Origin of the sequence: Bradyrhizobium sp. STM 3557, from assembly GCF_045571465.1 — a bacterium.
In the GTDB taxonomy this organism is placed as follows: Bacteria; Pseudomonadota; Alphaproteobacteria; order Rhizobiales; family Xanthobacteraceae; genus Bradyrhizobium.
Window position 1 is genome coordinate 4,538,096 of record NZ_CP120697.1, and the last position, 24,434, is coordinate 4,562,529.

General features: G+C 64.7%; 26 protein-coding genes. 6 read left to right on the plus strand and 20 right to left on the minus strand.

What is annotated here, in order from left to right; genetic code table 11:
- Window positions 1–40: 40 nt before the first annotated feature.
- Window positions 41–1,267: an ABC transporter substrate-binding protein gene (locus P6U24_RS20675; protein WP_407154355.1), complete on the plus strand. Its 1,227-nt coding sequence runs from the start codon at window positions 41–43 to the stop codon at window positions 1,265–1,267.
- Window positions 1,268–1,759: 492 nt separating this feature from the next.
- On the opposite strand, the gene P6U24_RS20680 is transcribed toward P6U24_RS20675, so the two are convergent.
- The 7 genes from P6U24_RS20680 to P6U24_RS20710 form a co-directional block, all read right to left on the minus strand.
- Window positions 1,760–2,893 (minus strand): helix-turn-helix transcriptional regulator, encoded by a 1,134-nt coding sequence (locus P6U24_RS20680; RefSeq protein WP_407154356.1) that lies wholly within the window; start codon window positions 2,891–2,893, stop codon window positions 1,760–1,762.
- Between the two features lie 401 nt (window positions 2,894–3,294).
- Complete coding sequence (der, locus tag P6U24_RS20685) at window positions 3,295–4,668, minus strand: ribosome biogenesis GTPase Der (RefSeq protein ID WP_407160538.1); 1,374 nt, start codon at window positions 4,666–4,668, stop codon at window positions 3,295–3,297.
- A gap of 91 nt (window positions 4,669–4,759) precedes the next feature.
- Window positions 4,760–5,281 carry a hypothetical protein gene (locus tag P6U24_RS20690; RefSeq protein ID WP_407154357.1) on the minus strand — a complete coding sequence of 174 codons (522 nt, stop codon included), beginning with the start codon at window positions 5,279–5,281 and terminating at the stop codon, window positions 4,760–4,762.
- A gap of 60 nt (window positions 5,282–5,341) precedes the next feature.
- A complete protein-coding gene (locus P6U24_RS20695; RefSeq protein WP_407154358.1) occupies window positions 5,342–5,995 on the minus strand; it encodes a tetratricopeptide repeat protein in 654 nt (217 codons plus the stop codon).
- A 228-nt stretch (window positions 5,996–6,223) separates the two neighbouring features.
- Window positions 6,224–7,816, minus strand: coding sequence for a class I adenylate-forming enzyme family protein (locus P6U24_RS20700; RefSeq protein WP_407154359.1), 1,593 nt, complete (start codon window positions 7,814–7,816; stop codon window positions 6,224–6,226).
- 49 nt (window positions 7,817–7,865) lie between these two features.
- Window positions 7,866–8,450, minus strand: coding sequence for an NnrU family protein (locus tag P6U24_RS20705; protein ID WP_407154360.1), 585 nt, complete (start codon window positions 8,448–8,450; stop codon window positions 7,866–7,868).
- 187 nt (window positions 8,451–8,637) lie between these two features.
- Window positions 8,638–9,240, minus strand: a complete 603-nt coding sequence (locus P6U24_RS20710; protein WP_407154361.1) for a hypothetical protein — start codon at window positions 9,238–9,240, stop codon at window positions 8,638–8,640.
- Between the two features lie 162 nt (window positions 9,241–9,402).
- Between P6U24_RS20710 and P6U24_RS20715 the strand changes: the two genes are divergently transcribed.
- The 3 genes from P6U24_RS20715 (at window position 9,403) to P6U24_RS20725 (ending at window position 11,466) form a co-directional block, all read left to right on the plus strand.
- On the plus strand, window positions 9,403–10,143 hold the full coding sequence (locus tag P6U24_RS20715) for an aspartate/glutamate racemase family protein (RefSeq protein ID WP_407154362.1): 741 nt from the start codon (window positions 9,403–9,405) through the stop codon (window positions 10,141–10,143).
- Window positions 10,144–10,225: 82 nt separating this feature from the next.
- Window positions 10,226–11,095 (plus strand): S1C family serine protease, encoded by an 870-nt coding sequence (locus P6U24_RS20720; RefSeq protein WP_407154363.1) that lies wholly within the window; start codon window positions 10,226–10,228, stop codon window positions 11,093–11,095.
- Window positions 11,092–11,466: a response regulator transcription factor gene (locus P6U24_RS20725; RefSeq protein ID WP_407154364.1), complete on the plus strand. Its 375-nt coding sequence runs from the start codon at window positions 11,092–11,094 to the stop codon at window positions 11,464–11,466. Before P6U24_RS20720 ends, P6U24_RS20725 begins: the two co-directional genes overlap by 4 nt.
- Window positions 11,467–11,670: 204 nt before the next feature.
- Here the strand turns inward: P6U24_RS20725 and P6U24_RS20730 are convergent, their stop codons facing one another.
- The 8 genes from P6U24_RS20730 to P6U24_RS20765 all read right to left on the minus strand — a co-directional run bounded on the left by P6U24_RS20730 (window position 11,671) and on the right by P6U24_RS20765 (window position 19,543).
- Window positions 11,671–13,290, minus strand: a complete 1,620-nt coding sequence (locus P6U24_RS20730; protein WP_407154365.1) for a peptide chain release factor 3 — start codon at window positions 13,288–13,290, stop codon at window positions 11,671–11,673.
- A gap of 133 nt (window positions 13,291–13,423) precedes the next feature.
- The gene (locus P6U24_RS20735) at window positions 13,424–14,431 is read right to left on the minus strand and encodes an inorganic phosphate transporter (protein ID WP_407154366.1); all 1,008 of its coding nucleotides are present in this window, start codon (window positions 14,429–14,431) and stop codon (window positions 13,424–13,426) included.
- Window positions 14,432–14,440: 9 nt separating this feature from the next.
- Entirely contained in the window at window positions 14,441–15,085 is a 645-nt protein-coding gene (locus P6U24_RS20740; RefSeq protein WP_407160539.1) for a DUF47 domain-containing protein, read from the minus strand.
- A gap of 299 nt (window positions 15,086–15,384) precedes the next feature.
- Window positions 15,385–16,353: a branched-chain amino acid ABC transporter permease gene (locus tag P6U24_RS20745; RefSeq protein ID WP_407154367.1), complete on the minus strand. Its 969-nt coding sequence runs from the start codon at window positions 16,351–16,353 to the stop codon at window positions 15,385–15,387.
- Between the two features lies 1 nt (window position 16,354).
- The gene (locus P6U24_RS20750) at window positions 16,355–17,218 is read right to left on the minus strand and encodes a branched-chain amino acid ABC transporter permease (protein ID WP_407154368.1); all 864 of its coding nucleotides are present in this window, start codon (window positions 17,216–17,218) and stop codon (window positions 16,355–16,357) included.
- Between the two features lie 87 nt (window positions 17,219–17,305).
- Entirely contained in the window at window positions 17,306–18,058 is a 753-nt protein-coding gene (locus P6U24_RS20755; RefSeq protein WP_407154369.1) for an ABC transporter ATP-binding protein, read from the minus strand.
- Window positions 18,051–18,806: an ABC transporter ATP-binding protein gene (locus P6U24_RS20760; RefSeq protein ID WP_407154370.1), complete on the minus strand. Its 756-nt coding sequence runs from the start codon at window positions 18,804–18,806 to the stop codon at window positions 18,051–18,053. The genes P6U24_RS20755 and P6U24_RS20760 overlap by 8 nt, the downstream gene beginning before the upstream one ends.
- A 386-nt stretch (window positions 18,807–19,192) precedes the next feature.
- A complete protein-coding gene (locus P6U24_RS20765) occupies window positions 19,193–19,543 on the minus strand; it encodes an ArsC family reductase (protein WP_407154371.1) in 351 nt (116 codons plus the stop codon).
- 207 nt (window positions 19,544–19,750) lie between these two features.
- Between P6U24_RS20765 and P6U24_RS20770 the strand changes: the two genes are divergently transcribed.
- Window positions 19,751–19,951, plus strand: coding sequence for a hypothetical protein (locus P6U24_RS20770; protein WP_407154372.1), 201 nt, complete (start codon window positions 19,751–19,753; stop codon window positions 19,949–19,951).
- Between the two features lie 26 nt (window positions 19,952–19,977).
- Here the strand turns inward: P6U24_RS20770 and P6U24_RS20775 are convergent, their stop codons facing one another.
- The 3 genes from P6U24_RS20775 to P6U24_RS20785 form a co-directional block, all read right to left on the minus strand.
- Window positions 19,978–20,562, minus strand: coding sequence for a histidine phosphatase family protein (locus P6U24_RS20775; RefSeq protein WP_407154373.1), 585 nt, complete (start codon window positions 20,560–20,562; stop codon window positions 19,978–19,980).
- A gap of 126 nt (window positions 20,563–20,688) precedes the next feature.
- A complete protein-coding gene (locus P6U24_RS20780) occupies window positions 20,689–21,645 on the minus strand; it encodes an oxygenase MpaB family protein (protein ID WP_407154374.1) in 957 nt (318 codons plus the stop codon).
- Window positions 21,642–22,346: a glutathione S-transferase family protein gene (locus P6U24_RS20785; protein WP_407154375.1), complete on the minus strand. Its 705-nt coding sequence runs from the start codon at window positions 22,344–22,346 to the stop codon at window positions 21,642–21,644. Before P6U24_RS20785 ends, P6U24_RS20780 begins: the two co-directional genes overlap by 4 nt.
- Before the next feature lie 133 nt (window positions 22,347–22,479).
- Between P6U24_RS20785 and P6U24_RS20790 the strand changes: the two genes are divergently transcribed.
- Entirely contained in the window at window positions 22,480–22,887 is a 408-nt protein-coding gene (locus tag P6U24_RS20790; protein WP_407154376.1) for a hypothetical protein, read from the plus strand.
- A 6-nt stretch (window positions 22,888–22,893) separates the two neighbouring features.
- On the opposite strand, the gene P6U24_RS20795 is transcribed toward P6U24_RS20790, so the two are convergent.
- Together P6U24_RS20795 and P6U24_RS20800 are read right to left on the minus strand one after the other, a co-directional pair.
- A complete protein-coding gene (locus P6U24_RS20795) occupies window positions 22,894–23,121 on the minus strand; it encodes a hypothetical protein (RefSeq protein ID WP_407154377.1) in 228 nt (75 codons plus the stop codon).
- A 78-nt stretch (window positions 23,122–23,199) separates the two neighbouring features.
- Entirely contained in the window at window positions 23,200–24,288 is a 1,089-nt protein-coding gene (locus tag P6U24_RS20800; protein WP_407154378.1) for an Acg family FMN-binding oxidoreductase, read from the minus strand.
- Between the last annotated feature and the right edge of the window lie 146 nt (window positions 24,289–24,434).

Sequence of the window (24,434 nt, forward strand, 5' to 3'; positions counted from 1 at the left end):
CAAGAGGGCCTGCCAGTCACAATCACTCAGGGAGGATACGATGACGACGACTCATGCGCGGCGGCTCGCAATGCTGCTTGCCGCGACGACACTCAGCCTTGCCGGCCATGCGTTTGCCGACGACAAGGTGGTGAAGATCGGCGTGCTCAACGACATGTCGAGCCTCTATGCCGATATCGGCGGCCCCAACTCGGTGGCTGCGATCAAGATGGCGGTCGAGGATTCCGGCCTCAAGGCCAAGGGCTGGACGATCGAGGTCCTGAGTGGCGATCACCAGAACAAGCCGGATGTCGGCGTCAATATCGCTCGGCAATGGATCGATAATGAGAAGGTCGACGCCATCGCGGACACGCCGAACTCGGGCGTCGCGCTCGCCGTCTCCAATCTCGTCAAGGAGAAGAATTCGATCCTGCTCAATTCGGGCGCGGCGACCGCCGACCTCACCGGCAAGGCGTGCAATGCCAACACGATTTCGTACACCTACGACACCTACATGCTCGCCAACGGCACCGGCAAGGCGCTGACCAAAGCAGGTGGCGACACTTGGTTCTTCCTGACCGCGGACTACGCATTCGGACATGCGCTGGAGCGCGACACCAGCGCGGTCGTCACGGCGAGTGGCGGCAAGGTGCTGGGCTCGGTGAAGCATCCACTCAACACCGCGGACTTCTCGTCCTTCCTGCTGCAGGCGCAGTCGTCGAAAGCGAAGGTGATCGGGCTTGCCAATGCCGGCGGCGATACCACCAACGCGATCAAGCAGGCGTCGGAGTTCGGGATCGTCCAAGGTGGCCAGAAGCTGGCGGCGCTGCTGCTGTTCGTCACCGACGTGCACGCGCTCGGGCTGAAGGTCGCGCAGGGCCTGACCTTCACCGAGTCCTTCTATTGGGATCTCAACGACAAGACGCGCGCCTGGTCCAAGCGGTTCATGGAAGCCTCGCCGAAACACACCATGCCTTCCATGACGGTGGCCGGCAATTACGCGGCGGTGCTGCATTATCTCAAGGCAGTGGAAGCGCTCGGCGGCAATCCGCATGACGGCGCCAAGGTCGTCGCCAAGATGAAGGAGCTTCCGACCGACGATCCGCTGTTCGGCAAGGGCCCGCTGCGCGCCGACGGCCGCCGCCTGATCCCGGCCTATCTGTTCGAGGTCAAGAAGCCCGAGGAGTCGAAATATCCCTGGGACTACTACAAGCTGGTCGCAACGATCTCACCGGAGGATGCCGCCAAGCCGCTGGAGGCCAGCGACTGCCCGCTGGTGAAGAAATAAGAGCAGCGCGCCTCGTTGTTGCGGCTGCTGTCTCGTCATACGGCCAACTTGGCGCGACGCGGCTAATACAAACCCGGTGTCGTCCCCGCGAAAGCGGGGACCCATAATCACAGGTTGGCGTGGTGAGGGTGCGCTGGAGCTCCAGCCTTCGCGAAATGATGTTTGGTGTTTATGGGTCCCGGCTCAAGGCCGGGACGACACCGTATATGCTGCAGCGGCATCGCGCTGCCTGACGGATCTCACGCCTGCTTCGCGGCTCTCAGCGTTCACACTGCGATCGCAAGTGCGACCACAAGCAGCGCTGAGGCGAGGAGAAACGCTGTCATGCTCCGAGCAGGCGGAGCATCCGGTACTCCACGGCAGAAGAGATCGAGCCGCAACGTCAGGGCGTACTGGATCGTCCGCCCGAGCCTGTCATCCGGCCGGCCGGAGGCCGGACCGGGTGGCGGGCGATGATAGCGCGGGTCTATACATAGAACCGGAAACGATCGTCTAACGCGCGAGCGGCGAGGCAAAGCCGGCGACGATCTTGACCAGATCGGCCTGGCGATCGGCGCCGGTCTTGACGAACACGCGGCGCAGATGCGTCTTGATCGTGGTCTCGGCAATGCCGAGCACGGTCGAGCATTCCGGCACTCCGCCGACCTCGACAATCGCCAGCAGCACGCGCAGCTCGGTCGGCGTCAGCCGATAGGTCTTGGCGATCAGCTCCGGCGGCGACACCGGGTCCAGCGTCGCGCGACGGACGAAGATGGCCGCCGCGGCGGCATAGCTGCGGCCGGCGCTGCGCCGGGCCCCCGACGTCAGCGGCAGCACATGCGCGACGTGATGGGCACCGTTCTGCGCCGTCAGCGGCACGGCGATGCACCTGGTGCCCACCGCCGCATCGCCGCCGCGCGCCGCCGCGAAGACATCCTGCAGCGCCTGATCAGCCCGCGGGTCGCGCGCGGCGATCCGTCCCTCGATAGCGAACAACGGATCGCCAGCCTCGAGCATGCGCTGACAGGCCGCATTGGCATGCATGATGCGACCGGCGCCATCGACCATGCACAGCCCGCTGCTCATGCCGTCCAGCGTGTCGGCGAACGAGGCCGACTCCGCGGCCTTCAAATCGATCAGCCGGCCGATCAGCACGGCACGGCGGATATGCGGCACGATCAGCCGCATGCGTGCGCGCGCCTCGTCATCGACAAGCCCGTCGCGTTCATAGCGGAACACGCCGAACATCGCCGCCGTGGTCGCGGACTTGTCGAGCACGGCCGAAACGAAATCGACTAGGCCCTGCGGCTTGACCCATTCATGATAGAAACGCGTTTCCTGGAATTCGTCATACGGCATCAGGTCGGTGACCGATACCGGCTGGCCGACTTCGGCAAAATACTGCCCTGCCGTGGTCGGATCGAGCTTCAGGTATTTCTCGAAATAAAGCCGGCGATAGTCGGGATCGATGCCGGACTCGTAATAGACATAGCCGTTGCCGGCGATCGGGCTCTTCGAGAAGATCGTGGCCACCTGGCCGCCGACGAAGAAGCCGGCGCGGCCGACGACGTCGTGCCACAAGGCCGGATCGATCGCTGCATCGTAGATGTCTCCGATCAATTCGGAGAGCCGTTCCGCGTGAGCCATTGGTCACTCTCCAGGCTCGACATCGGAGAACACCGAAAATGTCGGCTGATCCTGAGCCATAGATCTAACGGGCAACGCTTCGCGTTGCCTTACGGATATAACGGGCGACGCCTCGCGCCGCCCTGCGGATTGAACGGACAACGCATCGCGTCGTCCGATGCAAGCACCATAGGCGCGCCTGACGCGACAGGCTTGGACGATGGCGACGATACGCAGGACCAAAACGAAATCCCCGACATTGATCAGCTAATGTGTCGGGACATCAGCTCCCAAGTTCAACGCCACCATTGTTTCATTGCGATCGAAGTGAATGTGCTGCCAATCACGCAAGCGGCCGCGTAACGCTACAAACAAGCGTGAGCGCGGTTTATTCCCCGGTGACTTGAAAGAATAGTTTTAGATCAGGACGGCCGCTTGCGCTTATGCGCGAACGGGTTGGCCTTCTCGCGGAGCGTGATGCGCACCGGCGTCCCCGGCAGGTCGAAGGTCTCGCGCAGCGAGTTGGTGAGATAGCGCAGGTAGGATTGCGGGATGGCATCCGCGCGCGAGCAAAACAGCACGAAGCTCGGCGGCCGGGCCTTGGTCTGTGTGATGTAGTTCAGCTTCAGCCTCCGCCCCGACACCGCCGGCGGCGGATTGGCCGCGATGGCCTGCTCGAACCAACGGTTGAGCGCCGAGGTCGGCACACGCTTGTTCCACACGGCGTAGGCCCCGACGATCGCCTCCATCAGGCGGTCGATGCCGTCACCCGTCAGGCCCGAGACGGCGACGATCGGCACGCCGGAGACCTGGGGCAGCCAGTGATCCGCATCGGTGCGCAGGCCGCCGATCTGGCCCGGTTTGCCCTCGATCAGGTCCCATTTGTTGGCGGCGATGACGAGCGCGCGGCCCTCGCGCTCGATCAGGTCGGCGATGCGCAGGTCCTGCTCCTCGAAACGGATCTGCGCGTCCATCATCAGCACCACGACCTCGGCAAACCGCACCGCGCGCAGCGCGTCCGCCACCGACAGCTTCTCCAGCTTCTCCTCGATGCGGGAGCGACGCCGCAAGCCCGCGGTGTCGAAGATGCGGAACCCGCGGCCTTTCCAGTCGATCTCGACGGCGATCGAATCGCGCGTCGTGCCGGCCTCGGGGCTTGTGAGCAGCCGCTCCTCGCCGAGCAGATGGTTGATCAGGGTCGACTTGCCGGCATTGGGACGGCCGACGATGGCCACCCGGATCGGCCGGGCGGCGCGTTCCTCATCGGTCTCCTCGCGATCGTCCTCATCCTCGTCGGGCGCCTCCGGCACCAGTTCGCTGAGGGCATCGTGAAGCTCACCCATGCCTTCGCCGTGCTCGGCCGAGATCTGGATGGGATCACCGAGCCCGAGCGCGTAGGATTCCATCGCGCCGAGTTCGCCATGCTTGCCCTCGGCCTTGTTGGCGAGCAGCAGCACCGGCTTGTTGGCGCGGCGGGCGAAATCGGCAAAAGCGCGGTCGGTCGGGGTGAGGCCGACGCGGGCGTCGATCACGAAGAACAGCGCATCCGCCAGCTTGATCGCGGTCTCGGTCTGCTCCTGCATGCGCGCGGTCAGCGAGCCCTTGGCGCCCTCGTCGAGCCCGGCGGTATCGATCACGGTGAAAGAGAGATCGCCGAGATGCGCTTCGCCCTCGCGGCGGTCGCGGGTGACGCCCGGCAGGTCATCGACCAGCGCCAGCTTCTGTCCGACCAGACGGTTGAACAGGGTCGATTTGCCGACATTGGGCCGGCCGATAATGGCGATCGTGAACATGATGATCCAATGCGCGTCCAGCGCGTCCAAGCGCAAGCTCTAGCGCAATCGGCCGGAAAACCGAACCGGCCGGCCCGGAAAATGGCGGATGAAATTAACGGCTGAAGCTGCCGCTCGGCATCGGGGCCGGGAAACCGGCGCTGGAGGTCGTCTGTGCCGGCTGCGCCGGGGTGGTGTCGTCGGGCGGCGGGGCGGTGGTACGCCGGCGCACGATCTTTTTGGGCTTCGGCTCCGGCGGCAAGCCCGTGGCGCCCTCCTCGACGGCAGCCGTCTCGCCATCCTGGGGGGCGGTGGCTGCGGCGGCCTGCTTGGCCTTCTTGCCCTTCTTCCCCTTGGGCTCCTCGACGGGCGGAGGCGGAGCTGCCGCGGCTTGCGCCGCGGGATCGCCAGGCTGCTGCTGGGCGCCCTTGTAGAGCTCCTTCGGCACGCCCTGCTCCAGGCCCGGCACGCCGTCAGGGAATACCGGCTTGCGCTCGCCCGGCAGCTTCTTCTTGGTATCGAGGAAGTCGAGCATATCCGAGGGGTCGAAATTGCTCAGGCCGCCTGCGCAGCCGCCCAGCGCACCAGACAGCGCGATCAGAACAGTCCCGGCGATCAGGCGTTGGGCGCGGCGCATGGTCGATTTCCCAATCAAAATTCAGTCCTGTCCGTCGGCTCGTGCCGACCGGCTCTTTCGTTAGCTTTTTGCGACCGGCGGCAGCAGCGCCTGCAGCGCCTCGGCGCGCGAGCGCAAGCCAGGCGGGGTTTCGCCGTCCAGGGCGATCATGTCGAGCCATTGCCGGGCCGCGGCCGCGTCATTGGCGCGCCAGGCCGAAAGGGCCAGAAGCTCGCGAGCCGAATGGCGGAAGGTCGCGCCGGGCGCGGTATCGCCCTCCAGCCGTTGCTTGATGGCGGAATAAGGCGCGGTGTCCACCAGCAGGCCGGCCGCGCGCAGGCGCGCCAGCTCCTGCTGCGGGCCACCGATGCTGCGGTCGGCAGCCAGCTGATCAAACAGCTTGGCTCCAGCCTCCTTGTCACGCATCGCGACCTCGGCGGCCTGATGGAACCGGGCCAGCATCCGGTAACCGGACGGCGCCTTGCCGGCGAGGTCGGCAAAGGCGGCCTCCGCCTCGGCATGCTTGTTCTGGTCCGACAGCTCGAGCGCCTTGTTGAAGGTCGCGCCCGCTTCGGCGGCCTTCTGGCCCTCGACATACTGGTAGGCCCGCCAGCCGCCGACCCCGGCGATGATCAGAAGCGCGAGCGCAATGATATAGAGCGAGTACTGGTCCCATAGCTTTTTGAGCTGTTCCCGGCGGACCTCCTCGTCTACTTCATCATAAAATTCAGACACTTAACGATATCCCTGTGATATCCGCGTAAGGGTTGCGCATCGGTCTTTCATAGCGCGGGAAGCCCCGACTCCTGCCCCCTTGAGTCCCGGACTTGGCGGCGGCGATACCGCAATGATATGGCGGTGGCAAGGCGGCAGTGGCCGTTCTGGACCCATGTTCCCCGGGGCGCGTCCGCGGGATCCACACCCACACCCTGCAATGTAGCCCGAACCGGGCGCTCGGCGCTATCATGGCGCGAGGGCTTCGCGCAACTGCCGTTTCATGATCTTGCCGTTGGCGTTGCGCGGCAGCGGGTCCGCGCTGACCACCAGTGTCTCCGGAACCTTGTAATCGGACAGCCGCTCGGCGCACCAACTGCGCAGCGCCTCGCCGCTGACGGGCTCGCGCGTCACCACGACCGCGTGCACGCGCTCGCCCAGCACCGGGCATGGCCGCGCGACGATCGCGCTCTCCACCACCGCCGGATGGCTCGCGAGCACCGATTCGACCTCGGCCGAATAGATCTTGAGGCCGCCGCGGTTGATCATGTCCTTCTGCCGGTCGAACACCCGGACGAAATTGTCGGCGTCGACAGAGCCGAGGTCGCCGGAGTGCCAATAGCCGCCGGTGAAACTCTCGGCCGTCGCCTTGGCATTGTTCCAATAGCCCTTGATGACCTGGCCGCCGCCGATCCAGATCTCGCCGATCTCGCCCGTTGGCAGCTCGCGGCCCTCGCCATCCATCACCAGGATGCTGGTGCCGGGGCAAGGCAGCCCGACGCTGTCGATGTGCCCGGCGGTCAGTTCAGGCGGCATCAGCGTTGCCGGCGAGGTGGTCTCGGTCGCGCCATAGGCGTTGATCAGCCGCAGCCCCGGGATCTTTGCCGCCAGCCGCTCGATGGTCGCGACCGGCATCGGCGCGCCGCCATAGCCGCCGATCCGCCACGCCGACAGGTTGTAGCTGTCGAAATCGCGCTGCAGCAGGCAGAGATTGTACATCGCCGGCACCATCACGGTGTAGGTGACGCGCTCGCGCGCGGCGAGCTTGAGATACTCGCCGGCCTTGAACTCCGGCATGATGATCAGCGCGCCCGCGCAGCGCGCCATGCTGGCGACATTGACGACGACGCCGGTGACATGGCCGAGGGGCACCGCCGCGATCGAGCGATCGGCCGCAGTCAGGCCCATGCAGGCCTCGTACATCATTGCCGAGTGGATGATGTTGCAATGGGCGAGCATCGCGCCCTTCGGCCGGCCGGTGGTGCCAGACGTGTAGAGGATCATCGCGGTGTCCTCTTCACTGATAGCAACCGCCTCCTCCAGCGCCTTGTGGTCTGCGAGACCAGCAAAGCCCGAGCGCGGCGGATAGTCGTCGACCGCGATGCGGTGGAGCAGCTCCGGCACCTCGCCTGGCTCCGGCAGCCGGTCGGCGAGCGCAGCTTCATACAGGAGCAGCCTCGCGCCGCAATCTGCCAGCACATAGGCGATCTCGGGCCGCTGCTGCCGCGTCGAGAGCAGCACCGTGACGAGCCCGAGCCGGGCTGCGGCAAACACCGCGAGCACGAACTCGATCCGGTTGCCAAGCAGAACGGCGATTCGATCGCCGGGCTGCAGCCCTCGCGCCTGCAGACCGCCGGCGATCTGCTGCGACTGCTGCCACACCTCGCGCCACGACAGGCGCATATCGCCGCAAACCAGCGCCTCGCCATCACCGTTGCGCGCGGCAGCTTGCTCGACCATTGCCCAGACGCTTTTCGGGCGATCGGTGAATACGCGAACAACACGGTCGCCAAACCGCGCCTCATAGCGCATCGGCGGGATTGGCGTGTGTGACCATTCCATGGGGCGAGCTCCCTGACTCTTGTTGTTCGGACGCACCAAGAAGCTAACGCTAATTGCCCATCACGGGAATGCCGAGCACAACGGGGTGGAACGCGAAGGCCAGCGCCAGATAGGCGACGATGCCGACCACGACCGCGATCACATCGTTGCCGATGCCGCCGACCGGGATCGGCGGGCTGCCGGGATCCGTGCGGCGCTTCAGCGAAATGCGGTCATAGACCGCCCAGGCCAGGATCGAACCGAACAGGATGATGCCGCCGAGATCGCCATTGGCGAGCAGATGGCCGAACGCCCACAGTTTGACGCCGGCCAGCATCGGGTGCTTTAGCCTGGCGTAGATGTTGCCGCGGATATACGCCGCAACCACCAGGATCACCGCCGGCAGCATCAGCGCGATGTTGAGGTGCTTGAGCGCCTTCGGCGGGCTCCAGAGCTGGATCCAGCCATCGGCGCGATAATGCGCAAAACCCCAGACGATCAGCACGAGGCCCGCGAGCGCCACCAGCGAATAGACGATCTTGTAGGTGCCCTCGCCCATGGCGGCAATGGCCTGGGCGCGTGCCTCGCGCCGGGTCGTGAACACGTGGGCGCCGAGAAACAGCACCAGCCCTATCACCATCACCAGAAGTCCCACGATCGATCCCCCTTTGCGCGCAGGTCGTCAGGACTCGGGTATCATTTTTGGTGATGAAATCGCAATCCGTCGGCAACAGCCTGTGCCACGAGTCATTCCGGATTCCTGCGCTTTCACGCACGCCCCGGAATGACGTGCCTGCGGCCTTGCTCCGGCGTTCGGAATGAAGCCCGGCAAGCCCAACGCACTACTGCTTATCCGACGATGTCTGCTTGAGATCGCGGTTGTCGACATAGCGGATCGCGATGGGGCGGCCGGCGAGTGCGCCGCCGAGGCTGGCGGAGAATTTCAGCGGCAGGCAGGCGTCCAGCGATGAGTTGATTGCCTTTAGATAGGCCGCGCGGGTATCGGCCGAGGCGCCCTGCGTCGCAAAGGTCAGCCGCGGCGGCGCGATCATCTCGCCGGTACGCTTGAAGCTGAAGCGCACCGACATCTGCATGCCCTGCCGCGCGACATCGGTCGGCGGCGGGGTCCAGCACGAGCGCAGCGCGGCAAAGAGATCGCCGATGCTGTCGAGATCATGATCCGGCTTGCGGTACTTGGCGGCATCGGACTCCGGCGGCACGCTCTGGACCGTCACCTGCAGGTTCTCGCCATAGGGGTAGTCGATCTCGGGAATGCAGGGGCCCTGGTTGAACACGCTGCAGAAAGACGGCGTGCAGGGCGCATCGTCGAGCACGCTGCAGGGCGAATGCGAAAATGGCACCGGATTGATCTGATGGCGGCGATCGGCGGCATCGGCGCCGGCCGCCGCGATCAGAAGGACGAATGCCAAGAGGACGCGCAGCATGATCTACCCCTGAGATTCCTCTCTAAGACTTGTCGCCGATCGTGGCGGCCACAAGTCCGCTGCCGTTCACGTCTGCGCGTTCCGTCCGCCGGCTTGCCGGACTCGACGCACTCAGGAGAACTCGGCTAGATGGCAGCGGATCCATCTCAGACGGACGAGCCGATGAGCCAACCAGCGCGCAACAGCGGATGCGTGATCAACGTCATCAATCCCAACATGACGGAGACGATGACGGAGCTGATCGCCAAGGCGGCACAGGATTGCGCGAGCCCGACCACGCGGATCATCGGCCGCACCGCCCGTTTCGGCGCCGCCTCCATCGAGGGCCATTATGACGAGGCGCTGGCGACGATCGGAATGCTGAAGGAGGTCGCCGCCGGTGACGAGGCCGGGGCCGATGCTCATGTCATCGCCTGCTTCGGCGATCCCGGCCTGCTTGCGGCGCGCGAGCTGTCGTCCGCGCCGGTGCTCGGGATTGCCGAGGCCGCTATGCATGCGGCGAGCTTCGTCGCCACGCGCTTCAGCATCGTCACGACCTTGTCGCGCACCAAGATCATTGCCGAGCATCTGGTGCGCAACTACGGCATGGAGCATCATTGCCGCAAGGTGCGCGCGGTCGATGTCGCCGTGCTCGATCTCGACAAGCCGGAGGCCAATGTCCGTGGCATCCTGCTCGGCGAATGCCGCGACGCGCTTGCCCATGACGGCATCGGCGCCATCGTGCTGGGCTGCGCGGGCATGGCCGATCTCGCCCATGATCTCTCGACCGAGCTCGGCATTCCCGTCATCGACGGCGTGGCCGCCGCCGTGCGCTTTGCCGAGGCGCTGGTCGGTCTCGGCCTGAAAACCTCCAAGCACGGCGATCTGGCTTTTCCCTTGCCGAAGGCGCGCACGCCGCTCTGAGCCAAGCCAACGCTAGCCACCCGGGCAGTACCGGAGCGCGCGGTGACGCGCCACATTGGGATCAACCTATCTGGAGCGTCCCATGTCCGATTCATCCCCGCTCACCTCATTCTCTTCCGCCCTCACGGCCACCGTCGCGCAGACTGCGCCATCACTGGTCTCGGTGCACTCGCATCGCTCGCGCGCGTCCGGCTTTGTCTGGAAGCCGGGCCTCGTCATCACCGCCGACGAGGCGCTGGCCGATGAAGGTGAGATTGCGGTGCTGTCCGCTGACGGCACGGAGAAGCCGGCCACTATCGTAGGCCGCGATCACACCACCGACATCGCGCTGCTGCGCGTCGAGGGCGGCGCGGCCACGCCTTCCAATCTCACCACCGACGTGCCCGCGCTCGGTGCGCTCGCGATCATCACGGCAGCCGACCATGGCACGCCGATCGCAGCGCTGGCGATGATCTCGAAATCGGCGGAACGCTGGCGCAGCCTGCGCGGCGGCGAGATCGATGCGCGGATCGAGCTCGACACCCGGCTGCGTCGCAGCTCGGAAGGCGGCCTCGTACTCAATGCGGCCGGACAGGCGATCGGCATGGCCGTTTCGGGGCCGCGCCGCACCCTGGTCATTCCCACCGCGACCATCCAGCGCGTGGCCGGCCGGCTGGAAACTCATGGCCGCATCGCGCGCGGCTATCTCGGCGTCGGGCTGCAGCCGGTGAAGCTCGATGACGGCGTCCGCGCGATGGTGATGAGCGTCGACAAGAATGGCCCTGCGGCTGCCGCGGGCCTGCGCCAGGGCGACGTGATCACCGCCGTGAATAACGAGCCCATCAGCGGCGTGCGCGCACTGATGCGCAAGCTTGGCCCCGACAGCGTCGGCACGAGGGTGGAGGTCGCAGGCCTGCGCGGCGGCGAGCCGATCCGCTTCTCGCTCACCATCGGCGAGAGGCCGGCGTCGTGAGCGAGGCGCCGGCCTCGCCGATCGTGATTGCGATCGATCTCGACGATCCCGAGCTGTCCGACCGGCTTGCGGCAATGCTCGGCAATGTCGCGGGCCTGCGGCTGGCCGCGCCCGGCGAAGCTTCCAATGTCACGATCATGGCGTCCGAACCCGCCGAGCGCGGGTCCGACGATTTTCAGCTCACGGCGCGCGAGCGCGACGTGCTCGCGCTGCTCGCCGAAGGACGTTCGAACAAGGAGATCGCGCGCGTCCTCGGGATTTCCGTGCACACCGCGAAATTCCATGTCGGCCAGTTGCTCGACAAGCTTGATGCCACCGGCCGTACCGATGCGGTGGCGCACGCGGCAAGGCGGGGGATTATTGAGTTGTAGGAGCGCGCATCACCGGCGCGGCAGCGGAGGTCCACCTCTCCCGACGGGAGAGGTCGGATTGCATCGTTAGATGCAATCCGGGTGAGGGGTTACGGTCTCTCGTAGGGCCGAGCCCCCTCACCCGATCGCTGCGCGATCGACCTCTCGCCGACGGGAAGAGGTGATACCGAGGCCGGCGATACGGCATCGGCTCATCGAGCAAGCTCACCCCTTTTTCTTCACGTCCTTGACGTTGGAGAAGGTGATGCCCTCGGCGCGCTCCTTGGTGTAGCCGAGATAGAACTCGTTCTTGGCCAGGAACACCGGATCGCCGTCGACGTCGTCGGCGACGCCGGAGCCGTTGGCGGCGATGAAGGCGTCGAGCTTCTTCTTGTCGTCGGAGGAGATCCAGCGTGCGAGCGAGAACTCGCTGACCTCGAACTCCACCGGCAGCGAATATTCGGCATCCAGCCGCGCCTTGAGCACGTCGAGCTGCAGCGGGCCGACCACACCGACCAGCGCCGGCGCGCCGTCGCGCGGCCGGAACACCTGCACGACGCCCTCCTCCGACATCTGCTGCAGGGCTTCCTTCAGCTTCTTCGCCTTCATCGCATCCGTGAGGCGGACGCGGCGGACGATTTCGGGTGCGAAGCTCGGCACGCCGACGAAGGTCAGCTCCTCGCCTTCAGTGAGCGTATCGCCGATGCGCAAGGAGCCGTGATTGGGAATGCCGACCACGTCGCCGGCAAAGGCTTCGTCCGCTACCGAGCGATCCTGCGCGAAGAAGAATTGCGGGCTCGACAGCGGCATGGTCTTGCCGGTGCGCACCAGCTTCGCCTTCATGCCGCGATTGAGCTTGCCCGAGCACAGCCGCGCAAAGGCGATGCGGTCGCGATGGTTCGGATCCATGTTGGCCTGGATCTTGAACACGAAAGCGCTCATGCGCGGCTCGGCGGCATCGACCTTGCGCAGGTTCGACTCCTGCGCGCGCGGCGACGGCGCGTAGCGGCCCAAACCTTCAAGCAGGTCGCCGACGCCGAAATTGCGCAGCGCGCTGCCGAAATAAACGGGTGTCAGATGGCCCTCGCGGAACGCCTCGAGCTCGAACGGCTTGCAGGCTTCCTTGACCAGCTCCAGCTCGTCAGTGATCTGGCTCATGTCGAGATTGGCGTTGATCTTGCCGAGCTCAGCGATCTCGATCTGCTGCGCCGCGCCGGTCTTGGCGCCGCCGCCTTCAAGCAGGCGGACGCCGCCGTCGCGGATATCATAGGTGCCGATGAAGTCGCGGCCGCGCCCGACCGGCCAGGTCATCGGCGTGGTGTCGAGCGCCAGCGTCTTCTCTATCTCGTCCAGGAGCTCGAAGGTGTCGCGGCTCTCGCGGTCCATCTTGTTGATGAAGGTGATGATCGGGATGTCGCGCAGGCGGCAGACCTCGAACAGCTTGCGGGTCCGCGCCTCGATGCCCTTGGCGGCGTCGATCACCATGACGGCGGAGTCGACGGCCGTCAGCGTCCGGTAAGTGTCCTCGGAAAAGTCCTCGTGGCCCGGCGTGTCCAACAGATTGAACACCAGCCCCTCGAATTCGAAGGTCATCACCGAGGTCACGACCGAGATGCCGCGCTCGCGCTCGATCTTCATCCAGTCCGAGCGGGTGTTGCGGCGCTCGCCCTTGGCCTTGACCTGCCCGGCGAGGTTGATGGCGCCGCCAAACAGCAAGAGCTTCTCGGTCAGCGTCGTCTTGCCGGCGTCCGGGTGGGAGATGATGGCAAAGGTGCGCCGGCGCGCGACCTCGTCGGAGAGCGGCGAGCGGGTCGGGCTTTCGGTCGTGACGGCAAGATCGGTCATGAGGCGGCGAGCGTCTTTGAGAGGCTTGAGCGGTGCTTAAAGGGAAAACGCGCGGGATCGCGGCCATCGCGCAGCCCCCATATAGGCGTTTTGCGCTGCAACTCCAACCGGCGAATTGACCGGCCATCCCGGCTCAGTGCCGCAGCGCCGATACCATCCAATAAGCCAGCGCCGCCACCAGCGCGGATGCCGGAATGGTGAAGATCCAGGCATAGACGATCGAGCTCGCGACGTTCCAGCGCACGGCCGAGGCCCGGCGCGCCGCGCCGACGCCGACGATGGCGCCGGTAATGGTGTGGGTGGTCGAGACGGGAACCCCGAGAAAGGTCGCCATGAACAGGGTCGCGGCGCCGCCCGTCTCAGCGCAAAAGCCCTGCATCGGGTTCAGCTTGGTGATGCGCAGCCCCATGGTGCGCACGATCCGCCAGCCGCCCATCAGCGTGCCCAGCGCCATCGCCGCCTGGCAGGCCAGTACCACCCAATAGGGCACGCCGAATTCCTCACCGAGATGGCCCTGCGAATAGAGCAGCACGGCGATGATACCCATGGTCTTCTGGGCATCATTGCCGCCATGGCCGAGCGAATAGAGCGAGGCCGAGGCGAACTGCAGGATGCGGAAGGCGCGGTCGACCGCGAACGGCGTCGAACGCACCGAGGCCCAGGACACGATCGCGACCAGCATCATCGCCAGCAGCAGGCCGACCACCGGCGACAGCACGATCGCAAACAGCGTTTTCGACAGCCCGCTCCAGACCATTGCGGCGAAGCCGGCCTTGGCGACACCGCCGCCGACCAGCCCGCCGACCAGCGCGTGCGAGCTCGACGAGGGAATGCCGGCGGCCCAGGTGACGACATTCCAGACGATGGCGCCGACCAGCGCGGCAAAGATCACCTGCGCATCGACGATGTCAGGATCGATGATCCCGGTGCCGATGGTCTGGGCGACGTGCAGGCCGAACACGGCGAAGGCGACGAAATTGAAGAACGCCGCCCAGAACACCGCATATTGGGGCCGCAGCACCCGGGTCGAAACGATAGTCGCGATCGAGTTGGCGGCGTCGTGCAAACCGTTCAGGAAATCGAAGGCGAGCGCGACCGCGATCAGCACGATCAGCACCGGCAGGCCGAGATGAGCATCCACAGCGCGGCCCTACACCTGCTCGATCATAATCGAGTTGATCTCGTTGGCGACGTCGTCAAAGCGGTCCGCGACCTTCTCCAGATGGTCGTAGATCTCGGCGCCGACGATGAAATCCATCGTGTTGGCGTTGCGGTGCTTGAGAAACAGCTCCTTGAGCCCGATGTCGTGGAGATCATCGACCCGTCCCTCGAGCTTGGTCATCTCCTCGGTAATCGCGGTGATCATCGGCACGTTCTGCCCGATCGCCTGCAAGAGCGGCAGCGCCCGCCCGACCAGGTTCGAGCACTCGACCAGAAGACCGCCCATCTCGCGCATGGTCGGCTCGAACTCACGCACCTCGAACAGCACCACGGCCTTGGCCGTCTGCTGCATCTGGTCGATGGCGTCATCCATTGACGTAATCAGGCTCTTGATGTCGCCGCGGTCGAACGGCGTGATGAAGGTGCGGCGGACCGCGGTCAGCACCTCCCGCGTGATGTTGTCGGCCTCGTTCTCGAACTGACTGACGCGCTGGCAATGCGCCAGCGTGTCGCCACCGCCCTTCAGCATGTCCTGCAGGGCGAGCGCACCCTGGATGACCACCTTGTTGTGGCGGGCAAAAAGATCGAAGAAGCGCTCCTCCTTGGGGAGGAAGGCGCGAAACCATTGCAGCATGGGGACGAGGTCCAATCGTTCAAGACGGATCGGGCGATCCGTCATGAAACCGTCATATCCCGGATCGGGTTCAGACTGAAGCGGCGGCCGCCGTACTTCGTTCCCGCAGTCGCATCATCTCGTAGCGGCCGCTATGCGACCTTAAACAAAGAGCACCACCAAGCCTTTGAATCCAGGGCCGCTTTCGATCTGAAGCACCTGGAATGAAAGCGCGGCCGGCGATGCAGCGTCCTCGGATCGGCGGCCCTCGTCATCCACCGCCTTAAGCGCGCCGCCAAAAACTCCCTTATCTAAATACCTTAAAGCGATCGCTTGAAGAAATGGGCGATTTCGCCGACGACGCCGCGGCGGAAGGTCAGCACGCAGGCCACGAAAATGGCCCCCTGAATCACCGTCACCCACTGGCCGAAGCCGGCCAGATATTGCTGCATGGCAATGATGACGAAGGCGCCGACCACGGGTCCGAATACGGTGCCGAGGCCACCGACCAGCGTCATCAGCACGATCTCGCCCGACATCGACCAGTGCACGTCGGTCAGCGAGGCGTTCTGCGCCACGAATACTTTCAGTGCACCGGCAAACCCCGCCAGCGTGCCGGAGAGGATGAAGGCCAGCAGCTTGTACTGATCGGTCTTATAGCCGAGCGAGATCGCGCGCTGCTCGTTCTCGCGAATGGATTTCAGCACCTCGCCGAACGGCGAGTTGATAGTGCGGAAGATCAGCAGGAAGCCGCCGAGGAAGCCGGCCAGCACGACGTAGTACAGGATGGTCGGCTGCGACAGATCGAGGAAGCCGAACAGGCGCCCTTGCGGGATGCCCTGGATGCCGTCCTCGCCATGCGTGAAGGGCGTCTGCAGGTAGATGAAATACAACAGCTGCGACAGAGCCAGCGTGATCATCGAGAAATAGATGCCCTGGCGGCGGATCGAGACGTAGCCGGTGACGAGGCTGAGCGCCGCGGCGGCGGCGACACCGACCAAAATGCCGAGCTCGGGCGGCAAGCCCCAGACCTTCAGCGCGTGCGCGGTGCAATAGCCGGCGGTGCCAAGGAACATCGCATGGCCGAACGACAACAGGCCGCCATAGCCGATCAGGAGGTTGAAGGCGCAGGCGAGCAGCGCGAAGCACAGCGCCTGCATCACGAAGAACGGATATAGACCCGTGAACGGCACGATGGCCAGCAGTGCCGCCATGATGACGAACACGACCATCTCGTCGCGCATCGCGTGCGGAGTGGCGGGGATGGTGTTTTCGGTAATTGTTGTCATATCAGGCCGCCCGTCCGGTCAGACCCGTCGGCTTCACCAAGAGCACCAGGACCATCAGAACGAAGACCACGGTGTTGGATGCCTCGGGATAAAAATATTTGGTGAGTCCCTCGATCACGCCGAGCGCGAAGCCGGTGATGATCGAGCCCATGATCGAGCCCATGCCGCCGATCACCACCACCGCGAACACGACGATGATGAGGTCGGCGCCCATCAGCGGACGCACCTGGTTGATCGGTGCCGACAGCACGCCGGCGAGCGCGGCAAGCCCGACGCCGAGGCCGTAGGTCAGCGTGATCATGCGCGGCACGTTGATGCCGAAGGCGCGCACCAGGGTGGGATTTTCGGTCGCGGCGCGCAGATACGCGCCGAGCCGGGTGCGCTCGATCAGGAACCAGGTCGCGAGGCAGACCACCAGCGAGAACACCACGACCCAGCCGCGATAGACGGGCAGGAACATAAAGCCCAGATTCATGCCGCCGCGGAGCTGATCGGGGATCGCATAAGGCAGGCCGGAGGAGCCGAAATAGTTCTGGAAGATGCCCTGCACGATCAGAGCGATGCCGAAGGTCAGCAAGAGGCCGTAGAGATGGTCGAGCCCGGCCAGCCATTGCAGCAGCGTCCGCTCCAGGATCATGCCGAAAATGCCGACCACAATGGGCGCGATGAACAGCGCCCACCAGTAGTTCAGCCCGAACAGGCTGAGCAGGAAATAGGCTACGAAAGCGCCCATCATATAGAGCGCGCCATGAGCGAAATTGATGATGTTGAGCATGCCGAAGATGACGGCAAGCCCAAGGCTCAGGAGCGCGTAGAACGAGCCGTTGATCAGTCCGACCAGTAGCTGTGCGTAGAGGGCTTGCATCTGCGGTGTCTCTTGGTGTTTCCGTCCCAAGCTCCCACGAACGGGGCTTGAACTATGGCTGCTTGCCTGCGAGTCGCCGTGGCGCCGTTAGACGCCAAGATAGCCGTGCAGCTTGTCCATGTTCGCCGGCAGTTCGGCGTTGGAGAAGCCGTCGATGACCTTGCCGTGCTCGACCACGTAATAGCGGTCGGCGACCGTCGAGGCGAAGCGGAAGTTCTGCTCGACCAGCAGGATGGTGAACCCCTCCTTTTTCAGCCGCGCGATGGTATGGCCGATCTGCTGGATGATGACGGGGGCAAGCCCCTCGGTCGGCTCATCCAGCATCAGAAAGCTGGCGCCGGTGCGCAGGATGCGCGCGATCGCCAGCATCTGCTGCTCGCCGCCGGACAGCTTGGTTCCCTGGCTCTTCAGCCGCTCCTTCAGGTTCGGGAACAGCTCGAAGATCTGGTCCAGCGACAGCCCGCCCTCGCGGACCACCGGTGGCAGCAACAGGTTCTCGCGCACGTCAAGGCTCGCGAAGATGCCGCGCTCCTCCGGACACAACGCAATGCCGAGCCGCGCGATCCTGTCGGACGTCAGGCGGATCAGCTCGCGGTTGTTGAAGCGGACCGAGCCGGTGCGTTTGCCCAGGATGCCCATAATGGATTTCAAGGTCGTGGTCTTGCCGGCCCCGTTGCGGCCGAGCAGCGTGACGACCTCACCTGCATTCACGGTGAAGTTCATACCGTGCAGGATGTGGGATTCGCCGTACCAGGCTTCGAGATTCTTCACATCGAGGATCGTGCCGCTGCCCGCGGCAGCAGCGCTTCCAGGCCGAGTGGCCGTCATCACATCAGGCATGACCAGACCCCAGATAAGCTTCCTTGACGCGCTCGTCCTTGGACAGTTCGGCGTAAGGTCCTTCGGTGAGCACCTGGCCGCGGGTCAGCACCGTGATGCGGTCCGACAGGTTCGCCACCACGCTCAGATTATGCTCGACCATCAGGATGGTATATTTGGCGGAGATGCGCTTGATCAGCGCGGCGATCTTGTCGATGTCCTCGTGACCCATGCCGGCCATCGGCTCATCCAGCAGCATCATCTCCGGATCGAGCGCCAGCGTGGTGGCGATCTCCAGCGCACGCTTGCGTCCATAGGGCATCTCGACGGCCGGCGTATGGGCGAACTCGCTGAGGCCAACATCGTTCAACAGCTCAAGCGCGCGGCCGTTGAAGCGGTTCAACACCGACTTGGATCGCCAGAAGTCGAATGAGTGGCCATGCTGGCGTTGCAGCGCGACGCGGACGTTCTCCAACGCCGTCAAATGCGGGAAGACAGCCGAGATCTGAAACGAGCGGACCAGGCCAAGGCGCGCCACGTCCGCCGGCGCCGTGGCGGTAATATCCTGCCCCTTATAGAGAATCCGGCCAGCCGAGGGCCGCAGGAACTTGGTCAAAAGATTGAAGCAAGTGGTCTTGCCGGCCCCGTTCGGACCGATCAATGCGTGGATGCTGCCACGGCGGACCTTCAGCGAAACGTCGCGAACGGCGAAGAAGCCCGCGAATTCCTTGGTCAATCCGTGGGTTTCGAGAATGAACTCATCAGCCAAACAGGTGTCCCCCCGCCCCGCGGTACCGACCAGAACCGGTCCGCGTCAGGCTTGTTCTTGTGTCCGGCGGTCATCTCCAGAATGCCCGGGTTTGTCCCGAGGTCGGTTCCAGGCCGCCGCCTCCGGCGCGGAATATGCCGTCAATCGAGGGAGTTAGGCAAGATCGAAAGCTGGGCATAAGCCGCCGGTCGCGCCGGAGGCACCTGCCGTTGAGGACAATTGCGAGTTCGCCTCTTCATAGAAAATTTTCCTGCCTCGGCCCGCTTACCCGGCACGGCGCAACTGAGGCCCTCCGCGACGGACTTCCAGAGCGAAGCTCGCCACTCGGTGATTGCGGCTCGTCGCTCACGACAACATCAGGCGATGTTGTCTTTTCACATCATCGCCTAGCGCTTCACTTCGTTGGCGTAGATGTCCGGCTTGAAGCCGACGATGCGCTTGCTGCCGAGATCGAGCACCGGCCGCTTGATCATCGATGGCTGCGCCAGCATCAACGCAATCGCCTTGCTTTGGTTGAGGCCTTCCTTGTCGGCGTCGGGCAGCTTCTTGAAGGTCGTGCCGGCGCGATTGAGCAGCGTCTCCCAGCCGAGCTCCTCGCTCCACTGCTTCAGCTTGCTCTTCTCGATTCCCGCCGCCTTGTAGTCATGAAAATCGTAGGCGACTTCGTGATCGTCCAGCCAGGCGCGCGCCTTCTTCATGGTGTCGCAATTCTTGATTCCGTAGATCGTGATGCTCATGCGAGGCGCTCTCAAACGTCCGTGTGCTTCTGCGGCGAATCCTGCCGCGCTGCGACAGTGTGCGTCGCGTTCATCACGCGGATTCACCGGTTTTTGAAGGCTGTAACCAGCCGAGTTTCAGCTGTCGAGATTTGCCACGAAACTGTCCGCAGAGCATTACAATTTCTTCGCATCGTCAGCGTATCAGGCCCGCGATAGGAGGCCGCGATGGGCATGATCATGGTTCGTTGTCCGAACACCGGACGGAGCATCGAGACCGGGATGGAGATGGAGGCTGCGCATTTCCGGCGCATGCCCGTGTTCTTCTCCCGTACCTACTGCCCGCATTGCCGCCTTCATCATGAATGGTTCGCTGCCCACGCCTGGGTCGATGAAACACGCACGCGCGAATCGAGCGAGCTGGCGTGAGCGCCGGCCATCCCATCCCGCTGTGATCATTCTACCAACGACGTTTTCGAATCTCCGGGCATCAAACACGGCAACAGTTCTTTGAACACGAACGGCGAGCCGTTATCTGGACGGTCGAAGCGCAGCACGACGTCGAAGCGCTTACCCGACCAATGTGTCGGCAGGTCGCCCTTGTTCTTGACTGGAAGCTTGGGAAGAATGTCGCTGATGATCGCCTTGTGCTCCCAGGCCACCAGGACGACGCCCGACAGCTTGAGCAGCGCGTCGACGAGCCGCTGTTCCTCGCCCTTGGCAAACGACATATCGGGCTTGCCAATGCCGAGGCGCGCAGCCAGCGAGAGCACCGTCTCGTAGGGACGGCGGCTCACCCGAGGGTCCGCAGCCGTCGGGTTCGGGCTCGCGGCGTAGACGGCGTTCGGCTTGAGATAATCCAGGCCACCAAAGTCACCGCCGAACAGCGCGGTCCAGGCGCCGGCGCGCTCCCAGCCCATGATCACGAGCGATTCGTTGTCCTGCCTGCCCTTATGAGTGAATCCAGGACCGGTCGAATCCGGATCGCCCTGGTCCGGTTTCTCCGCGTGCCTGATGATGTAGAGCGTCAACGCATCCATGATGCCCTCCCCTCATGAGCTTGCCGTTTATCTTCGCATCTTTCAGCGTTCTCACAGCTGAAGTTATGAGATCGCTCACAAGTTGTAGCGCTTGTTGTGGATCGACGACGGACGCGGCGCGAATGCCTATCCCCGCGGCTTGCGATCACCCATCTGCGGCTGGCCGATCCAGGCGCGGTTGAGCAGGCGTGTGGCGAGGCCCGGCCCCTGCCCGCCCTGTATGCGCGCGCAGGCCTCCTGATAGGGACCGACCGTGCGCAGCCGCGCCGGCAGCAACGGATAGGTACGCCGCAGCCATATGAGCGCTCGTTCCGCACGGTGACGCTCCGCGTCTCCGAACGGCAAGCCGAACGCCATGCGCAGACGCTCCGGCAGCATCTGTGCGGTCAGCGCGCGATACCATTGTGGCGGCCCGACCCAGGTAGCCGCGCCGGAGAAGATCCGCTGCGCGATGTCGCGCCCCGCCGCGCTCACCGTCAGCACATCGGAGCTGGCCATCGCGGTCACATAGGCCTCGAACGAGGCGCGGTCCGGCGGCAGCACCTGCTGCGGTATCCCGAACAGACCTGCGAGCACCCGGGCTTCGGCCCAATGTCGCTCGCGCAGCTCCTCCGGCAGCGCCGGCAGCAGCATGTCATGAGCCCTCATCGCCGTGTCCACCAGCGTGGCATGGACCCAGCGCAGCGCGTCGACCTCATTGGCCAGATAGCGCGAGCCGGCCGCGAACGGGCCGACCGCCTCCGGCAAGGTGCCCTCTACCGCCGCATGGCGGCGATGGAGCCGCCGCGCCACCGCGATCGCCTGCTCGCGGGTGCCGAACACCATCGTGAAGACGATGTTGAAGGTGCGGTGAAAGCGGCCGAGCGGATCGGCGAACACCCGCGACTGATCGGCAATGCTGGCGGCGACCCAGGGATGCGCGAGCTGCAGCAGCAGCGCACGCCCGGCGCCGAGAAAGATCGCCGCCTCCCGGTGCACCTGCCAGATCACGCTGTCCGGCCCGAACACGCCATCGCCGGCGACGTTTGGCGTCGCCAGCACGGCGTCCAGGCAATGTTCGAAATCGGCTTCGTTGACGATCACGGGCGCTTTGGAATCTCCAACCCGCGCTGCACCGCCGGGCGCGCCAGTCCGCGCGCGAGCCAGGCCGGCACATGCTTCAGCTCGTCGAAGGCGACCAGGTCCCGCGCACCGTAGAAGCCGATCAGGTTGCGCACCCAGCCGAGCATCGCGATGTCGGCGATGGTGTAGTCGTCATCCATGATCCATTGCCGCCCCGTGAGGCGACCTTCGACCACGTCAAGCAGTCGCCTCGCCTCGGCGACATAGCGCTCCAGCGGCCGCTTGTCGGGAAAGTCCTTGCCGGCGAATTTGTGGAAGAAGCCGACCTGACCGAACATCGGCCCGATGCCGCCCATCTGGAAATGCACCCATTGCAAGGTGTGCCAGCGCCGCGCCGGATCCGACGGCAACAGCTTGCCGGTCTTCTCGGCGAGATAGTGCAGGATCGCGCCGGACTCGAACAGGCCGAGCGGGCGGCCGCCCGGACCGTCGGGATCGATGATCGCAGGGATCTTGCCGTTCGGATTGAGCGACAGGAATTCCGGCGTGTTCTGGTCGTCCTTGCCGAAGTTGATGGTGTGCGGTTCATATGGCAGGCCGATCTCCTCCAGCATGATCGAGACCTTGACGCCGTTCGGCGTCGGCAGCGAATAGAGCTGCAGCCGGTCCGGATGCGTAGCGGGCCATCTCCGGGTGATGGGAAAGCCGGTGAGATCAGGCATGTCGTTGTCTCTCGTTCGTCATCTCTCGTCCGTCGCTTACGGACAGTCTAAGGCTGCCTCGTGAGGTGGCAAGGGCGGCGCAGTGGGAACAACGCGTGCATCCACGGCTTGTTCGAATCCGTAAGGACATGAAATGCCCAGTTCGACATATCAGCTGATCGTCCGCGCAATGCGCCAGCGCAAACCGGTCCTGTGCATCTACGAAGGATTTGCGCGCGCGGTGTGCCCGAGCATTCTCGGCCACAAGAAGGGACAGGAGCGCGTGCTGGCCTATCAATTCGATGGTCGCAGCCGCGGCGGCCTGCCTCCGGGCGGAAAATGGAAGTGCCTCGACCTTGCGAAGATGAGCCACGTCGAGCTGCACGCCGGTCCGTGGCGCACGGGCCGCAAGCACAGCAAGGCGCAACGCTGCGTCGACGAGGTCGACATCGACATCAATCCGGACAGCCCCTACGCCCCCAAGCGTCGGCTCCCAGTCAAGCCGGCATCGCCTCAACGGCCGCCCAAGCCGCGCAAGCGACCGTCGAAGCCGCCGCGTTGATCCTGCTCATTGCGGCTCGCGCACGCCGAGCCGCAGCAGCGCCGTCCATCTCGACAGGCCGGGGCGCGGCTCGAGCTTGGCGGCAGCCTTCGCCGCCAGCGCGGTGACGCCCTGCTTCGCCAGCACCTTCATGCCGCGCAGGCTGAGATCGAGCACGACCTCATGATGGCGCAAGCCCTTGCCGCCCTTCACGAGGCCAAGGTCCCGCACCAGGCAATAATGCCCGTCGCTCATGCGCGCCCATCGACAATCCCTGAACATGAATCAGACCATGCACCGCCCGACATTCCCGTCAATCTTGACAGGAACGACTCATGAACCGACCACATCCTTGACCGGCCGCCGCGGCGCATAAGGCAACATCGGCCCATAGCCGAAGCGTAGCACGAGGTCGGGACGCTTGGCCGTGCCGATCAGCGCGCCGAGCTCGGGCCGCAGCCGTGCCACCTCGACCGGCTGGTTGATGAAGGCGAGCTTCAATCCCAGCCGTGTCGCTTCGAGCGCAAAGCGCTGGCACGCCTGCCCCACCCGCATCCAATGCTCGCGATCGGCCGTGTCACCGACGAACACGGCAATTCCGGCCGAAGAGTCGATCTGGCGGGCATATCGGTCGTTCTCTGATGTGGCCGTGAACAGGTGGTCAAAGGCCCATCGCCCGAGCGGCGTCGGCAGCAATGGATTGCCGCTGGCCACCGAGAGCAGGCCATCACCGGTTTGGACGGCGCTGCGCGGATTGAAGCGCAACCACTGCTTCAGTTCACGCATGAAGGCGGGATCAGTCATCTGCGCCGTGTTACCAGCGATGACAAGGTCGCGAACCCGCACCATCTGCGGCCGCGCGGTGACGAGCACGAGATTGACGCCCGGGATCGCTGCCGCTTCCTGCAGCGCGGCGAGGTCGCCGACACTCACGGCACGGCCGTCATATGCGGCCCGCGTCGACTGTCGCTTCACGATGGCGCCGAGCAGCGGCTCCGGTCGCGGCGCCGCTTGCGTGAAGTGATAGCGAATATCAGCACCATCTGGCGCGATCTCGATCTCGCCGGGACGGCCGCTCGCGACGGCTGCGATGGCAAGATTGGCCGCCGCACAGCCAAGACTGACGCAGAGATGATGATCATCGGGATCAACGATCGGCGTGCGCCGCGCCTCATCCGGCACGATGCTGATTGCGTCATTGCTGATAAGGAAGCGCCAGGGCTGCGTGTTGTGGCTGTTGGCTGCAAGCGTTGCGAACCGGATCACATCGTCCATATCCCCGGACGCAAGCTCTGCGCGCAGCTTCGCGCTATAAGCATCGTAGCCGGCCGTCGATCCCGTCGATATCCGCCATGCTGCGGCACCGCTGGCGGCGACAACTGCCGTGCCGCCCAAACCGATCATCAGAGCTCGCCTGTTCATGCGCGCGTTCTTATCAAGCACTGCAAGCCGCGCGCTTGCCCTGGATCAAACAATTCCGTCAGCGCACGCCCCAGGGCGCGACCTCCAGCACCCGCCGCTGGCATCGTCGATGCAGAGCTTCCGCCCGGCCTTTTCATTACAAACCA

Bases quoted from the DNA above. Each gene is read 5' to 3' on its own strand.
- P6U24_RS20795 (WP_407154377.1), bottom strand. From the start codon at position 23,121: ATGAGCGACGGGCATTATTGCCTGGTGCGGGACCTTGGCCTCGTGAAG.
- P6U24_RS20710 (WP_407154361.1), bottom strand. From the start codon at position 9,240: ATGCTGCGCGTCCTCTTGGCATTCGTCCTTCTGATCGCGGCGGCCGGC.
- P6U24_RS20745 (WP_407154367.1), bottom strand. From the start codon at position 16,353: ATGACAACAATTACCGAAAACACCATCCCCGCCACTCCGCACGCGATG.
- P6U24_RS20700 (WP_407154359.1), bottom strand. From the start codon at position 7,816: ATGGAATGGTCACACACGCCAATCCCGCCGATGCGCTATGAGGCGCGG.
- P6U24_RS20755 (WP_407154369.1), bottom strand. From the start codon at position 18,058: ATGCCTGATGTGATGACGGCCACTCGGCCTGGAAGCGCTGCTGCCGCG.
- P6U24_RS20800 (WP_407154378.1), bottom strand. From the start codon at position 24,288: ATGAACAGGCGAGCTCTGATGATCGGTTTGGGCGGCACGGCAGTTGTC.
- P6U24_RS20785 (WP_407154375.1), bottom strand. From the start codon at position 22,346: ATGCCTGATCTCACCGGCTTTCCCATCACCCGGAGATGGCCCGCTACG.
- P6U24_RS20770 (WP_407154372.1), top strand. From the start codon at position 19,751: ATGGGCATGATCATGGTTCGTTGTCCGAACACCGGACGGAGCATCGAG.
- P6U24_RS20680 (WP_407154356.1), bottom strand. From the start codon at position 2,893: ATGGCTCACGCGGAACGGCTCTCCGAATTGATCGGAGACATCTACGAT.
- P6U24_RS20765 (WP_407154371.1), bottom strand. From the start codon at position 19,543: ATGAGCATCACGATCTACGGAATCAAGAATTGCGACACCATGAAGAAG.
- P6U24_RS20730 (WP_407154365.1), bottom strand. From the start codon at position 13,290: ATGACCGATCTTGCCGTCACGACCGAAAGCCCGACCCGCTCGCCGCTC.
- P6U24_RS20750 (WP_407154368.1), bottom strand. From the start codon at position 17,218: ATGCAAGCCCTCTACGCACAGCTACTGGTCGGACTGATCAACGGCTCG.
- P6U24_RS20675 (WP_407154355.1), top strand. From the start codon at position 41: ATGACGACGACTCATGCGCGGCGGCTCGCAATGCTGCTTGCCGCGACG.
- P6U24_RS20715 (WP_407154362.1), top strand. From the start codon at position 9,403: ATGAGCCAACCAGCGCGCAACAGCGGATGCGTGATCAACGTCATCAAT.
- P6U24_RS20740 (WP_407160539.1), bottom strand. From the start codon at position 15,085: ATGCTGCAATGGTTTCGCGCCTTCCTCCCCAAGGAGGAGCGCTTCTTC.
- P6U24_RS20790 (WP_407154376.1), top strand. From the start codon at position 22,480: ATGCCCAGTTCGACATATCAGCTGATCGTCCGCGCAATGCGCCAGCGC.
- P6U24_RS20690 (WP_407154357.1), bottom strand. From the start codon at position 5,281: ATGCGCCGCGCCCAACGCCTGATCGCCGGGACTGTTCTGATCGCGCTG.
- P6U24_RS20775 (WP_407154373.1), bottom strand. From the start codon at position 20,562: ATGGATGCGTTGACGCTCTACATCATCAGGCACGCGGAGAAACCGGAC.
- P6U24_RS20720 (WP_407154363.1), top strand. From the start codon at position 10,226: ATGTCCGATTCATCCCCGCTCACCTCATTCTCTTCCGCCCTCACGGCC.